16 protein-coding genes are annotated in these 14,462 nt (G+C 62.7%); 13 read left to right on the top strand and 3 right to left on the bottom strand.

Annotated elements, in window-relative coordinates:
• Nucleotides 1–69: 69 nt before the first annotated feature.
• The 10 genes from BDK61_RS07385 (at nt 70) to BDK61_RS07350 (ending at nt 6,189) form a co-directional block, all read left to right on the top strand.
• Complete coding sequence (locus BDK61_RS07385) at nt 70–1,455, top strand: response regulator (RefSeq protein ID WP_121302889.1); 1,386 nt, start codon at nt 70–72, stop codon at nt 1,453–1,455.
• Between the two features lie 36 nt (nt 1,456–1,491).
• Nucleotides 1,492–2,286, top strand: a complete 795-nt coding sequence (locus BDK61_RS07380; protein ID WP_121302888.1) for an HAD-IIA family hydrolase — start codon at nt 1,492–1,494, stop codon at nt 2,284–2,286.
• Nucleotides 2,287–2,352: 66 nt separating this feature from the next.
• Complete coding sequence (locus BDK61_RS07375; RefSeq protein ID WP_004962389.1) at nt 2,353–2,943, top strand: DJ-1/PfpI family protein; 591 nt, start codon at nt 2,353–2,355, stop codon at nt 2,941–2,943.
• Between the two features lie 227 nt (nt 2,944–3,170).
• Entirely contained in the window at nt 3,171–3,395 is a 225-nt protein-coding gene (locus BDK61_RS07370; protein ID WP_004962392.1) for a zinc ribbon domain-containing protein, read from the top strand.
• 11 nt (nt 3,396–3,406) lie between these two features.
• Nucleotides 3,407–3,568: a hypothetical protein gene (locus tag BDK61_RS23335; protein WP_004962397.1), complete on the top strand. Its 162-nt coding sequence runs from the start codon at nt 3,407–3,409 to the stop codon at nt 3,566–3,568.
• Between the two features lie 158 nt (nt 3,569–3,726).
• Nucleotides 3,727–3,975 (top strand): MTH865 family protein, encoded by a 249-nt coding sequence (locus tag BDK61_RS07365; protein WP_004962398.1) that lies wholly within the window; start codon nt 3,727–3,729, stop codon nt 3,973–3,975.
• 128 nt (nt 3,976–4,103) lie between these two features.
• Complete coding sequence (locus tag BDK61_RS23330; protein WP_004962400.1) at nt 4,104–4,253, top strand: hypothetical protein; 150 nt, start codon at nt 4,104–4,106, stop codon at nt 4,251–4,253.
• Between the two features lie 80 nt (nt 4,254–4,333).
• Nucleotides 4,334–5,026 (top strand): metal-dependent transcriptional regulator, encoded by a 693-nt coding sequence (locus BDK61_RS07360; RefSeq protein WP_004962401.1) that lies wholly within the window; start codon nt 4,334–4,336, stop codon nt 5,024–5,026.
• Complete coding sequence (locus tag BDK61_RS07355) at nt 5,023–5,730, top strand: TMEM165/GDT1 family protein (protein ID WP_004962402.1); 708 nt, start codon at nt 5,023–5,025, stop codon at nt 5,728–5,730. Before BDK61_RS07360 ends, BDK61_RS07355 begins: the two co-directional genes overlap by 4 nt.
• 60 nt (nt 5,731–5,790) lie before the next feature.
• Nucleotides 5,791–6,189 carry a hypothetical protein gene (locus tag BDK61_RS07350; RefSeq protein ID WP_004962403.1) on the top strand — a complete coding sequence of 133 codons (399 nt, stop codon included), beginning with the start codon at nt 5,791–5,793 and terminating at the stop codon, nt 6,187–6,189.
• 75 nt (nt 6,190–6,264) lie between these two features.
• Here BDK61_RS07350 and BDK61_RS07345 read toward each other — a convergent pair whose 3' ends face one another.
• The 3 genes from BDK61_RS07345 to BDK61_RS07335 are packed head-to-tail and all read right to left on the bottom strand — an operon-like array spanning nt 6,265 to nt 9,127.
• Nucleotides 6,265–7,239, bottom strand: a complete 975-nt coding sequence (locus BDK61_RS07345; RefSeq protein ID WP_007188009.1) for a metal ABC transporter permease — start codon at nt 7,237–7,239, stop codon at nt 6,265–6,267.
• Nucleotides 7,236–8,039, bottom strand: coding sequence for a metal ABC transporter ATP-binding protein (locus BDK61_RS07340; protein WP_007188010.1), 804 nt, complete (start codon nt 8,037–8,039; stop codon nt 7,236–7,238). The genes BDK61_RS07345 and BDK61_RS07340 overlap by 4 nt, the downstream gene beginning before the upstream one ends.
• Before the next feature lie 2 nt (nt 8,040–8,041).
• The gene (locus BDK61_RS07335; RefSeq protein WP_121302887.1) at nt 8,042–9,127 is read right to left on the bottom strand and encodes a metal ABC transporter substrate-binding protein; all 1,086 of its coding nucleotides are present in this window, start codon (nt 9,125–9,127) and stop codon (nt 8,042–8,044) included.
• A gap of 154 nt (nt 9,128–9,281) precedes the next feature.
• On the opposite strand from BDK61_RS07335, the gene BDK61_RS07330 reads away from it, so the two are divergent.
• The 3 genes from BDK61_RS07330 (at nt 9,282) to BDK61_RS07320 (ending at nt 14,436) form a co-directional block, all read left to right on the top strand.
• Entirely contained in the window at nt 9,282–9,872 is a 591-nt protein-coding gene (locus BDK61_RS07330) for a winged helix-turn-helix transcriptional regulator (RefSeq protein ID WP_121302886.1), read from the top strand.
• A gap of 129 nt (nt 9,873–10,001) precedes the next feature.
• A complete protein-coding gene (locus tag BDK61_RS07325) occupies nt 10,002–12,635 on the top strand; it encodes a heavy metal translocating P-type ATPase (protein WP_121302885.1) in 2,634 nt (877 codons plus the stop codon).
• 46 nt (nt 12,636–12,681) lie between these two features.
• Nucleotides 12,682–14,436 (top strand): ABC1 kinase family protein, encoded by a 1,755-nt coding sequence (locus tag BDK61_RS07320; protein WP_121302884.1) that lies wholly within the window; start codon nt 12,682–12,684, stop codon nt 14,434–14,436.
• Nucleotides 14,437–14,462: the final 26 nt, after the last annotated feature.

The raw sequence follows: 14,462 nt of genomic DNA, 5'->3' as shown, positions 1-14,462 counted from the left end.
GGGCAACCTGGCTCCCTTGAAATATAAGTACGGACAGACCGTTGGGGGGATAAGGACCTTGCCGCCCATATGACATCTGAAACTAATATACGGACGCTTGTTGTTGACGATAGCGATTTTTTCGCAGAGATGACCGCTGATACGCTCACGCAACAACACGACATTGAGTCCGTCGCTGCAAACAGCGCTGCGGAAGCGCTGGAACGGCTCGAGGGGGGCGGGTTCGACTGCGTCGTCAGTGACTACGAAATGCCCGAAATGGACGGGCTGGAGCTCCTTGAGGCGATCAGAGAGACAAACCCGTCTATCCCGTTCATTCTCCTGACCGGGCGAGGAGACGAGGAGACAGCGAGCGCGGCTATCGCGGCGGGCGTCGCCGACTACCTCCTGAAACTCGAAGTCGTCGAAGACAAACAGTACGGTCGGCTGGCAAACCGGATCGAGAACGTCGTCTCACAGGAGCGAACCCGCAAGAAGTTCGAATCGCTTGTGTCGGACTCACCAGACGGTATTGTCCACCTGACGACTAACGGAACCATCCTCTCAGTGAACCCTTCGATGGCAGGCAGGCTGGGTGGTGACCCCGACACGCTCGTCGGCCAGCAACTGAGTGCGGTGATGGACAGCGAGGCGGCCAACCAGCGTCTCGAAGCCGGGAAAAGCGCGGTCGAAAACGGGACTGCGACACGCTCCGAGGACGCTGTCGGAGGCCGACATTACCACAACCAGTACATCCCCGTCGACAGCCATCGCAAGGCCGATACCTTCCAGCTGGTCTCACGCGATATCACTGAACGTGTCGAGCGTCAGCGCGAACTGGAGCGCCAGAACGACCGACTCGAGGAGTTTGCCAGCGTCGTCAGCCACGACCTGCGGAACCCGCTGAACGTCGCTCAGGGCGCGGTCGACTTGCTCGGGGAGCCCGCCGATAGCGAGGAGGCCGAACTGGTCGCCAAGATCGACCGGTCGCTGGACCGGATGGGCTGTATCATCGAGGACGTACTCACACTGGCGCGACAAGGCCAGACCGTCAGTGATCCACAGGAGACGGAGCTATCGACGCTGGCGTCGACCGCGTGGACCTGGATCGAGGCCGAACAGGCATCCATGTCGGTCGCGTCGAGCACGAAACTCGCCGCCGACAGTGGGCGTGCGCAGGACCTGCTGGCGAACCTGTTCCGGAACGCCATCGAACACAACGACGGCGACGTCGAAATCGAGATCGGATTACTGGAGTCCAACGACGGCTTCTACATCGCAGACAACGGCGAAGGTGTCGAAGGCGACGCCGAGGACGTGTTCGAGATGGGCTATTCCTCGACGAAGGACGGAACCGGGTTCGGCCTGGCTATCGTCGAACAGGTCGCTGAGGCCCACGGCTGGGAAGTGTCGCTGACCGAGAGCGACAGCGGCGGGGCGCGTTTTGAGGTGTCGAGCGTCGAACTACACGACTGAGACGGACTTTTTACTGCCGGGTCCCCAGTAGTGGTAATGACAGTTGCGGGGGCTATCATCGACCTGGACGGAACGGTGTACCACGGAGACACGCTGTTGCCGGGCGCGGCGTCGGCAATTGATGTGTTCAGAGAGCGTGGCCTGGGAATCTGCTTTTTTTCGAACAACCCCATCCACGACGGGAGCGAGTACGTCGAGCGATTGCGTGGGCTGGGTGTCGACGCCCGTGAGGGTGAGGCCTGTTCCTCTGGCGTTGTCACCCGCGAGTACCTCAACGGGTCCCATGCGGGTGACGACGTGTTCGTCATCGGGAGTGAGCCGCTCCGCAGTATGGTCACGGGGACAGAGGCACGGCTGGTCGAGGACCCCGCTGAGACCGACGTGTTGCTGGCCTCCTGGACGGACAGCTTCCACTACCACGACATGATTGACGCGCTCCGGGCTATCGACGAGGAAACCGTTTTCCTCGGAACTGACCCGGACCGGACGTTCCCCGGCGAGGACGGCGACCCGGTCCCCGGCTCCGGGGCGATAATCAACGCCGTTGCCGGCGTCATCGAGCGGGATCCGGACCGGATACTCGGCAAGCCATCGGAGATTGCCGTTCAGGCGGCGCTGGAACGGCTGGACTGTGCCCCAACAGAGTGTGTTATTATCGGCGACCGACTGGAGACAGACATCGCGATGGGCGAGCGGAACGGCATGACGACCATTCTCGTCCGGACCGGCGTGTCCAACGAGCGGTCACTGGAACGGAGCGCCGTAACGCCCGACTACGTCATCGACTCGCTGGGAGACATCGAAGAAGTGCTGACGTCGCTCGACGTGTGACACAGTGCTGGTAATTCACCTGCGACTTTATTTTGACGGCGACCGTACCTTGCAGTGGTGTTTCCAATGGGCAAAGACATCCTCATGATCGCCGGTGACTTCGTCGAAGACTACGAAATAATGGTGCCGTTTCAGGCACTACAGATGGTTGGCCACGAGGTCGACGCGGTGTGTCCCGACAAAGCGGCCGAGGAGACAGTCAAGACAGCGATACACGATTTCCGCGGCGACCAGACCTACATGGAGTCCCGCGGCCACGACTTCGTCCTGAACGCGACGATGGCCGACGTAAATCCCAGTGACTACGACGCACTCGTCGTTCCCGGCGGGCGTGCCCCCGAATATCTCCGGACGTACGACGAGGTGCTGGATGCAGTACAGCACTTCTTCGAGGAGGACAAGCCGGTCGCAGCGCTGTGTCACGGTCCGCAGATTCTCGCCGCCGCCGACGTGCTCGACGGCTACGAGATGACGTCGTACCCGGCCTGTCGCGCCGAGTGTGAGGCCGCCGGGTGTTCGTGGGTCGACGAAGTGGTCACCGACGGCAACCTCGTCACCGGGCAGGCCTGGCCCGACCATCCCGAGTGGCTCGCACAGTTCATGACGCTCCTTGGCGACGACGTGTCCCACGGCGAGCCGATTCCCGCTGACGACTGAGGCCACAGAAGTTTGGTGGGATTCATAACAAACAAATAACGTGGGCGTTTCCCTCCGTTGAGGCGGGTGGGAACTGGCATAGTGCACCATTACGTTCGCCCGCCTCGTTTTCAGCGCTTATAGAATATGATAGATACTAGTAACTGGTTGTGACGACCGGCAGGGAGCCACGGACGTGTCGCAGTGGCACCAGATTTGTTATGCTGGGGAGAGAACAGTTGCGTGTAATGCCCTCCGACACACATTCCACTGATGACCGCGGCTGTCCGAAGTGTGGTCACACCGGCACTGACGTGGGTAGCATCTCGACCACGGGCGGCGGCCTCTCGAAGATGTTCGATATTCAGACCAACCAGTTTCAGGTCGTCACGTGTACAAACTGCGGCTACTCGGAGCTGTACCGTGACACCGGGTCTGGCGGGAGCGACCTGGCAGACATCTTCCTCGGCTAACGATGCCTGCCATGACCGGGCTGTTCCTCGTGGTCGTGTTGCTCGCGGTGGCCGCACCGCTGGCCCTGTACGCGCTGGTTCGAAGCGAGCACGACCAACGCGTCGAGACGGACCGTGAGACCGCCGAACGGCTTGCTCGGCGCGATACAGACGACGAAAGTCGCGTCCGGTGAGTACTCGGGATATCCCATCGACTGTAGGCGTGGGTTGTTCAGACATCGGGACTGTACCACGAGGGTCCAGAACGTCGCAGGCCACGAATAAACTCCAAACAATGGGAAAGTGTACCGATGTCGAACCTTTTATCATAATACTCCCACAACGTCCGACCATGGTTGACAGAGAAGACCTCCGCTCACAGTTCGTTGAGGCGTTCGAGGAAGCAGACTACCCGATATCCAGTCCGATGGACCTCGTCCCGGCACTTCCGGGCGGTCCGTCGACGAAGTTCGAGTCCGGCGATTTCTCGATGACAGCGATGGAACTGAACACGAAGCTCAACGGGGAGTTCCCGTACGAGAGTGTCGACGACTTCGTCGACGACGTCATGGCTTCGCTCGAAGACCAGGACCTCATCTGACGGGCCACACTGGCTCTCGGCCGTTTTACCGGTTTCACGCGATAACTCGCGAGAGTCCCGGACGAACGAGTCGCTAGCCGTTCCGGCGTACCCTTGAGGTTTATCAGGGCAACGTCCCTAGTCAATGTATGGTCGGCTTGCCGGGGATTGAGACGCTTGTTCAGACGTTCGGACCGTTTCTCATCCCCGCAACGCTGTTCGTTCTGGGTGCCATCGGCTATCTGTTCCTGTGGCTGCTGACCCGGAACCGACGCGAAACGTACGCTGCCGACGAGTGACAGCGGGCAGCCAAATGTGGACGGCGCACAATGTTGTTGGAACCGCCAATCTTTTGGGTTAGATTTGTCTAATTTGGTGTATGCTGAGTGCCAAGATGGAGGATTATCTGAAGGCTATCTATCGCCTTGAGCGGGACGGCGACCCGCCGATTGCTCCGTCTACTATCGCCGAGATGCTGGACGTTACGGCACCGACGGTCACCAGTATGGTCGAGAAGCTGGCTGACCGCGGGCTGGTCGAACGCGAGAAGTACAAGGGCGTGCAGACAACGCCGGAAGGCGAGACGGTGGCGCTGGAGATTATCCGCCACCACCGCCTGCTTGAGACGTTTCTCACCGAGCAGCTGGGGTACGACTGGGCCGAGGTCCACGAGGAAGCGGAGGTGCTCGAACACCACATCAGCGAGGAGTTCGAGCGACGGGTCGCGGCAGTCCTCGACGAACCGGAGTTCGACCCCCACGGGGACCCGATTCCCAGCGACTCGCTGGACCCCATCGACGACGAGTCCGCGACGGCGCTGTCAGAACACGGCGAAGGGGGGCGACTTGAAGTTGCACGGGTCCGGGACCGTGACCCCGACGAACTCACGTATCTCTCCGACGCCGGCATCACGCCGGGGACCGTGCTGACTATCGAGGAGGTCGCCCCCATCGGGATGGTGACAGTCCAGCTGGAGAGCGGGTCGTCGGTGTCGCTCCCGGACCACATCGCCGATGCGATTCAGGTCCGCGCACCGGATACGCAGGGCGAAGACGGAGTGAGCCAGGCGTGAGCGACGCGACGTGGCTGACAGTGGTCGCGATAGCGGCCGGTGCGCAGTTGGCGGTCCTCCCCGGCGAGAAGGTCCAGTTCATCATCGCCGGCCTGTCGACGCGGTTCAACCCGTTCCTCGTCGTCAGTGCCGCGGGCACCGCCTTCGCCGGCTGGACGGCACTGGAGATCTGGTTCGGCTCCGCGATCACGTCGGTACTGCCGGGAATCGTTCTCGAAAGCCTCACCGCCGGGATGTTCCTGCTGTTCGCGATACTACTGCTCCGCAGTGCCCCGGCAGCCGGCGCAGAGCAACAGGAGCCTGCGTCCGGCTTCACCACTGACGGCGGACAGCTAGACGTTCGCGTTCCCGTCGTCGACTGGCAAGTACCGAACAAGCTCGGCGGCTTCCTCCCAATCTTTGCGATGATGGCCTTCGGCGAGTTCGGCGACAAGACTCAGCTCATTACAATCACGCTCGCCGCCCAGTACAGCGCCCACGCCAGCGCTATCTGGACCGGTGAGATGCTCGCCATCATTCCGGTGAGCCTCGCCAATGCGCTGTTTTTCCACCGGTTCGCCCATCGGTTCAACCTGCGGAAAGCTCACTTCGTCGGCGCAGGGCTGTTCCTGTTTTTCGCCGCGGACTTCGCCCTGAGCGTGACGATGGGGGTCTCGCTGTGGGAAACGATGGTCTCATCCATCGCGGCGCAGGCGGGCGCCTGAGACGAACGGCTGATTTGAGCGACAGAAGACTTTTCGAGAACGGCTGAACAGTTCCGAGTAATGCCCTCCAGACGTAGCGTTCTCACAGCAGGAACACTCGTTGCACTCTCGGGCTGTGCAGCACTCAGTCCTGCGAGCGCTCGACTCGCTGGCGTACGGCTAACGAACACCTGTTCGGCGACACGTACGTTCGAATTCACGGTCACGGTCGACAGTGAGACGGTGTACGAGGAGACACATACTGTGAGGGCCGCGGAGGACGGTGCAACCGTGGAGCTGGACGATACGCTGCCGGACAGACAGGGCAAGATAACGATAGCGACGGCCATCGCCGGGACCGATATTTCAGAGGAGACAACGTTTGATGATAACAACTGTTACGATGTCATTGTCGAGTACACCGGTGACAACGTCGTCCACTGGCAGAGCGGGCGCAGCGACTGTGACGCATTCCAGTGACTCGCTCATCGGCCAGCGTTTCGTCGCCAGCCGTGGCTCCCGGTTGCAATCATCAACTTCAGTCGAGAAAGTCGTTCAGTCCTGGCTGATAGTGTCGAGTTCTCGCGTTTCATCCGGCGCGCCTGTCTGTCGGACTTTCCCGGCAAAGACCGAGAGGACGTAGATTCCCACTGCGACGAGAACGATGACGCCGCCGGCTGTCGCACCGGCGTAGTACGAGATACCGATACCGAGCAGGACGGCCAGTTCGGCCAGTACAATCGAGACCAGCAGTGATTCCGAGAAGCTCCGGGACACCTGTGTCGCGCCGGCGACCGGGACGACCAGCATGGCCGCGACGAGGATGACGCCCATGATCTGCATCGCGCCGACGACGACGAGCGCCGTCAGCATCACCATAATCCGGTTGTACCAGACGACCGGGATCCCGGCGACGGCGGCGGCAGTCTCGTCGAACGTGACGTACAGCAACTGGTTGCGGGTGAGCGCGACCGTCCCGACGATGACGCTGAACAGCCCGAGCATGATGACCGCGTTCTCGGCGGACACCGTCGAGAGGTTGCCAAAGAGGTACTGATTGATACCGACAGCCAGTCCACCCGCGTTGAGGCTGATGAGGACCGTCCCCAGCGCGAACCCCGTCGAGAGGACAATTGCCATCGACACGTCGTTGTAGGCGTCGGTCGCCTCGGAGATGAGTTCGATGAGCAGCGCTGCGATGACAGCCACGACGACGGCGGTGAGATACGGCGAAACGCTCAGTTCGAGGACGGCGTTGAGAAACAGCCCGACTGCGACGCCAGCGAAGGCTGTGTGGGCGAGTGCGTCCCCGATGAGGGCGAGCTGGCGGTGGACGAGAAAAGTCCCGATTAACGGTGCGATGACGCCGACACACAGCCCAACCAGTATCGCCCGGTACATGAACGTGTACTCTGGGTTGATGAGGTCCAGTCCGGTCAGCTGGTAGAGTAGTGCCAGAAGCCAGTACCACACTTCGAGAATCGGGAGGAACGCCTCGTAGACGCCGCCAGCAGCAAACGCAAGCGTCATCGGTTACCTCCGGTCAGCGACTGCGCACCCGTCCCGAACGCTCTGGCCAGCGCCGCACTGTCGGTGAATTCTGCCGATGGCCCGTCGAAGTATATCTCGCGGTTCAGGCAGATAACGCGCTCCGCGTGTTCGATGACGGCCTGCAGGTCGTGTTCGATGAGCAGGACGGTGATGCCCTCGGCGTGGAGCGATTCGAGCAGTCCGTAGAAGGCGTCGACCGATTCGGTATCCACGCCGACGGTCGGTTCATCCAGAACGAGCAGGTCAGCCTCACCTGCGAGCGCCCGGGCGATGAACGCCCGCTGGCGCTGCCCGCCGGAGAGCTGGGTGATTCGCCGGTCGGCGAACCCCGACATCCCGACGGTATCGATGGCCCTGTCGACGATACGCCAATCGGCCGCGGAGAGACGCCCGAACCCGACGTGTGGGAACCGGCCCATCTTGACCACTTCGCGGACCGTTATGGGCATCTCCCGGCTCGTCCCGGCACGCTGTGCGACGTAGCCGACTCTGGCCCCGTCGTCGAACGCCGTCGCGTCGACGCCAAACAACTCCGCAGTTCCGCTATCCGGTTCCAGAAGCCCGAGCAGCAACTGCATGAGCGTCGACTTGCCGGAGCCGTTCGGGCCGACCACGGCGACGTACTCCCCGGCGTCGATACTGACACTGATGTCTTCAACGACGGGCGTAGACGTGTACCCGAACGACACGTCTGTGAGTTCGACAACGGCTGGCCTGCTCTCGCTCGATTCGGTCGTCGCTTCGTCGGCATCGTCTCGATGGTGTGAGCGCATGGTCATCCTTATTCGAAGTTCCGCCACTTCTCGCTCCAGCCGTCGGGGCCCGCGTCTGCAGGTGCCGTGTTGCCCAGAACGACCTCGAACGTCGGCATATTTATTTGGTAGGCGATTTCCTCGTACCCCCAGCCGTTTTCGACCCACTCCTCACGGACGCCAGCATACGGCGTCACGGGGTAGTAGGCTTCGACCGGTGTCTCGGCGAGGAGCTGCTTTGCAGGCTTGCGCGTCTCGAAGACACCGGCCCCGATGTACCGGATGTCATTGTCCTCGATGACCGCTTTCGCTTCGGTGATGTCCGAGGGCTTCACGTCACCGCTGGCAGCGAGGTTGACCACGAGCGGGCGCATCTCGACGCCGTAACGCGAGCCGATGTACTGGAAAGCGTTGTGCGCCGCGAGCTGGACCACGTTCCTGTCGGCCCGGTCGAAAATATCGGCGTAGTCCGCGTCGATGCGGTCGAGAACGTCCGCGTTGTACGTCTCGGCGTTGTCCCGGAGCGTATCTTCGGCGTCCGGTGCGAGCGCGACCAGCCCCTCGGTAATATTGTTGACCGACTGTTTCGCGCGTTGCGGGTCAAGCCAGAAGTGGGGGTCGCTGGCTCTGTTCTGTCCGACACCCTCTTCGTCGCGGTCGAGACTCGCCGCGAGCGATTCGAGTTCGATACCCTCACGGACGTTGATGAGTTCGGTATCGACGTTGTCGTCTTCGAGGGTCTGAATCGCGCGGTCAGCCCATGGCTGGAAGTCCGGGCCGACGTGAATGAACGCGTCCGCGTCGATGATATCTCGCGTGATCCCAGCGTCCGGTTCCCAGCCGTGGCCGTGCAGTCCAGTCGGAATGAGGTTCTTGACCGTTATCGGCGTCCCGCGGGCGACCTTTCGAGCAAAGTCATAGAAACTGAAAAACGACGCAACCGCGACCGGTCCGTCCGCACCACTGGTGCTGTCGCTGCTATTCGTTGCCGCTTCCGTCCCGCCGCCGGTCAGACAGCCGGCAAAGCCGGACGCAAGGACCCCCGCCCCGGCACTGAGTGCCTGCCTGCGGGTGACCCTACACGACTTATCGTCACAGGGTTGGTTAGTTTCCATGTGTTGCTTGCTGTCGGGAAAGGGTATAATAGTTCTCCTCTAATCAGAGTATTAGACTAATCTAATAAGGCGGGTCACTTGTGGCTGAAATCTACTCGGTGTCACAGACACGAGCGGACACAACACATAAACCGGCGCTCGAAGTTGGTCCGATATGCCCGGACTCGACGACACGGACCACGAAATCCTCCGGTTGCTGCTCGAAGACGCGAGGCGACCATACAGCGACATCGCCGAACGAGTTGACCTCTCGGCCCCTGCAGTTTCGGACCGCGTCGACCGGCTCGTCGAAATGGGACTGATACAGGGGTTTACCGTCGATGTCGACCGCTCGCTGTTACAGGCCGGCGTACCGGTCCTGATCGAGATAGATGCAAAGCCGGGTCGGGCCGCCGATATCGCTGAGTCGGTCAGCGACGCCGACACCATCGAGCGGGTCTATCGAACTGCCGGCGGCCGAGTCGTGCTCGCGGCGACCGTTCCTCAGGCCGACGCGAGCGAACTCCTCGCCGAACACGTCGACCTCGGGGACGTGGACCGCTACGAGGTGCGGATGATTGCGGACAGCGAGTGGACCGCCGGGCTAGGTGCGGCGGAGTTCGCGCCCGACTGTGCGGAGTGTGGCAACACCGTCGATGAAGAAGGCGAGCAGCGCACACTCGACGGAGAGCGATACTACTTCTGCTGTGGGTCCTGTGCAGGGCGATTTGTCGACCAGTACAAGTCGCTGAAAGACGGTGCCTAAACGACGATAGTCTCTTTTGATTGCTGACTTTCCGGCGGTTGGAGTTTGGATACCAACCTAATAGTCTGCTTTGAGATTCGAATCAAAGGGACAAACCGCATGAATACGGAGGACGTACAATGAAACAAGATGAGTGACCGAACCACCCGGCTCGAACTGACGGGGATGAGCTGTGCCAACTGCGCGGGCACTATCGAGGAGTCGGTGGGCGAGCTGGACGGGGTCTCGTCCGTCGACGCGAACTACGCTACCGACGGGGGGAGCGTCGAGTACGACCCTGACGTGGTGTCACTGGCTGATATCGTCGCCGCCGTCGAAGACGCTGGCTACGGCGTGGCGACGGAGACGGTGACCGTCGGTATCACCGACATGTCGTGTGCGAACTGTGCAGACGCCAACGAGGAGGCGCTGGAAGGGACCGCGGGCGTCATCGACGCCAGCGTGAACTATGCCACCGACGAGGCCCAAGTCACCTACAACCCGGCCGACGTGTCACGTGCGGACCTCTACGACGCTATCGAATCCGCCGGCTATACACCCGTAAGGGAGGACAGTGGGAGTGCAAACGGCGACGGCGACGATGGTGAGCAGTCCGGCGCTGACCGCCGTGCCGCCGCGCGCAACGAGGAGACGCGCAGACAGCTCCGGCTCACGCTGTTCGGAGCGGTGCTGTCGGCCCCGCTCTTGCTGTTCATGGCGGACCACCTGTTCTCGCTCGGCCTCGTCGGCGAGACGGTGCTGGGAGTGCCACAGGGCTGGGTTGCCTTCGCGCTGGCGACGCCGGTCCAGATACTGCTGGGCAAGCCGTTCTACGAGAATTCCTACAAGGCGCTGGTCAACAACGGGCGGGCGAACATGGACGTGCTCATCGCACTGGGTTCCTCGACGGCGTACATCTACTCAGTTGCCGCGCTGGCGGGTCTCATCGCGAGCACGGGGCTGTACTTCGACACGGCCGCGCTGATTCTCGTGTTTATCACGCTCGGGAACTACCTCGAAGCCCGCTCGAAGAGTCAGGCCGGGGCCGCCATCCAGCAACTCCTCGAGATGGAAGCCGACACGGCAACGGTCGTCCGCGAGGACGGCAGCGAGGAAGAGATTTCTATCGACGAGGTCGGGGTCGGCGACCGGGTGAAAGTCCAGCCGGGAGAGAAGATTCCGACGGACGGCGTGGTCGTGGACGGCGACTCGGCCGTTGACGAGTCGATGGTGACCGGCGAGTCGGTCCCGGTCGAGAAAGGTGAGGGCGACGAAGTCATCGGCTCGACGGTGAACCAGAACGGCGTCCTCAAAGTCGAGGCGACGAAAATCGGCTCGGAGACGGCTATCCAGCAGATAGCAGAGCGGGTCCGGCAGGCCCAGTCGCGCCAGCCGGACATCCAGAACGTCGCCGACCGCATCTCGGCGTACTTCGTCCCGGCGGTCATCGGCAACGCCGTCCTCTGGGCGGTGCTGTGGGCGGTCGCGCCGGAGACGCTGGCTGCAGTCGTCGACGCGCTCCCGCTGTGGGGGCTGGCCGCGGGCGGCCCAGCCGGCGTTGGCGTGAGCGAGTTCGCTATCGTCGTGTTCGCGTCTGCCGTCCTGATTGCCTGTCCCTGCGCGCTGGGGCTGGCGACGCCCGCGGCGACGATGGTCGGGACGGCTATTGGCGCGCGCAACGGCGTCCTGTTCAAGGGGGGCGACGTGCTCGAACGCGTCCACGAGGTCGACACCGTCGTCTTCGACAAGACGGGGACGCTGACGAAAGGCGAGATGGAACTCACGGATGTGGAGGTTGTCGGTCCTGCGACGGACGGCGGGGCGCTCAAGCCCGAGCGCGAACGGACCGAGGCGTTCGTCCTCGAAGTCGCGGCAAGCGCCGAACACGCCAGCGAACACCCGCTGGCTGAGGCCATTGTCGACGGCGCACGCGAGCGCGGTATCGAAGTCGATGATCCCGACGAATTCGAGAACGTCCCCGGACAGGGCGTGAAGGCGACGACGCGCCACGGTCGCGTCCTCGTCGGCAACCGGAAACTGCTGTCCGAGGCCGGCGTCGACACCGCGCCGGCGGAGGAGCGGATGGACGCGCTCGAACGCGAGGGCAAGACGGCGATGCTGGTCGCGCTGGCCGAAGATGCAGACGATGACGACACCGAGGGCGACAGCGACCCGGACTATCGGCTCATTGGCATCGTCGCCGACGCGGACACGGTCAAAGAATCGGCGAAGGCCGCCGTCAGTGGGCTGCGAGAGCGCGGGCTTGGCGTCTGGCTCATTACCGGCGACAACGGGCGGACTGCCCGCGCTGTCGCTGAGGAAGTCGGAATCGACCCCGACAATGTGATGGCCGACGTGCTCCCGGAGGACAAAGCCGACGCCGTCGATGAACTCCAGAGCGACGGCGACCAGGCGATGATGGTCGGCGACGGCGTCAACGATGCGCCAGCGCTGGCGGCCGCGAGCGTCGGCTGTGCTATCGGTTCGGGGACCGACGTGGCAATCGAGGCCGGAGACGTGACACTGCTCCGGGACGACCCCGCCGACGTGATGAAGGCCATCCGGATCTCCGAGGCCACGCTCCAGAAGATCAAGCAGAACCTCTTCTGGGCACTCGGGTACAACACGGTGATGATTCCGCTGGCCTCGCTGGGACTCCTCCAGCCGGTGCTTGCCGCCGCGGCGATGGCCGCCTCGTCCGTGTCGGTGCTCGCAAACAGCCTCGCGTTCCGACGGTATACACCGGATTCGGCGTACCGGCTGCTCGGGTTCCTCCGTCGCTGACCCGTCTCCAGCAGACTCATTTGTCGCCGGGCCACACATACGAACAGTGACTGCTGAGGAGCGTGTCGCCGACGAGCCGACAGGAGAGACAGTGTCACAGCCGGGCGGCCTCGGCGTTCGGCTCCGCGCGCTCTGGCGGGCGCTCGTCATCGTCTGGCAGTTCGTCCCGCTGCTCTGGCAGTGGGGCCGGGACCGGAAGCGGTTCCTCCTGTTCGGCCGGTCCCGGTCAGTGGCCCCCGAGACGCGGACGCGGCGCGCCCGCTACCTGAAGGATACGTTCGTCGACCTCGGCCCGGCGTTCATTAAACTCGGACAGATGCTCTCGACTCGGCCTGACGCCCTGCCACGGGCGTACGTCGACGTACTCTCAGAGCTACAGGACAACGTCCCACCTGACGCGTGGGCGACCATCGAGCCAGTTATCGAACGCGAACTGGGCGACGATATCGATACGCTGTTCGAGGCATTCGACACGACAGCCATTTCGGGAGCCTCGCTGGGCCAGGTGTACGAGGCACAGATCGACGGCCAGCGGGTCGCCGTGAAAGTGCTTCGACCCAACATCAGAACGCGCGTCGAATCCGACCTGCGCGTGCTGTCGACGCTGCTGCCCGTGCTCACCTACGGCGCGGACCCGGGCCAGGCATTTACGCTGGAAAATCTCACCGAAGAGTTCGCAACGACGGTCCGCCGGGAGATGGACTACGGCCACGAGGCGCGAATGCTCCGTGAAATCGGCGACAACTTCGCAAACGACGACGACATCGCCATCCCGGACGTCGTTGGGAGCCACTCGACGGACCGCGTGCTGACGATGACGTACCTCGACGGCGTGAAAATCGACGACGTAGAGCGGCTGGACGAACTCGGCATCGACAGGCCGGCACTCGTCCGGCGGCTCGAAGAGGTGTACATCCAGATGATCGTCGAGGACGGCCTCTTCCACGCTGACCCCCATCCCGGCAATCTGGCGGTCCAGCCCGACGGGACGCTCGTCTTCTACGATTTCGGGATGACCGGCTACCTCGGTCCCCGAACACAGGACCAGCTGCTTGAGTTCTACGTTGGACTGGCGACTGATGATGTAGACCGCGTGATGGACGCCTTCGTCGAAATGGGCGCGCTTGACCCGATGGCAGACCGTGACGTGATGCGGGAAGCGTTCGACATCGTTATCGAGCAGTTCCGCGGCGAGGACATCAGTGAGTACCGCATCGAACAGCTCGTCGGCCAGTTCGAGACGCAACTGTACGAGTTCCCGATGCGGCTGCCACAGGATCTGGCGCTGGTGGTCCGGGTAACGACGGTCCTTGAAGGCGTCTGTCGCACGCTCGACCCCGAGTTCGACTTCATCGAGATCATCTCCGAGTACGTCATGGAGCAGGGCGCTGGGGACGACGTTCGAGAGCAGATCAAGACGGAAATCCAAGAGGCAGTGACTGGCTCGACCCGGTCAGCAGTGCGGGCAGCCCCGAAGGTGGAGGACGCACTCGACAGAGTCGAGCGCGAAGAACTGCTCGTCAAGACCGTGCTCGAAGACTCTGATGGGCTAAGCCGGGTGCTCGCCAAGCGACTCCTGCTCGGTATCGTCGCCAGTGCCGGCGTGCCGGTGAGTGCCTACCTCTACACCGTGAGCGGGCTTCAGCCAGCAGGCCTCGCACTGGGCGGGAGCGCGGCGGTGCTCGGAATTCTCGCGTGGTCGTTCCGCCGACGGCGCGGACCAGCGCTGTCGACGCCACAGTTCACCCGCCACGAGATGCAACAGCGGCAGGCGACCGACGCTGCGGACGGAGACGAGTAGGCAAGCGCCGACACAAGACAGCGGCG

Origin of the sequence: Haloarcula quadrata (assembly GCF_003634715.1) — an archaeon.
Taxonomy (GTDB): Archaea; Halobacteriota; Halobacteria; order Halobacteriales; family Haloarculaceae; genus Haloarcula; species Haloarcula marismortui.
This window is presented reverse-complemented; position numbering and strand designations above follow the sequence as displayed.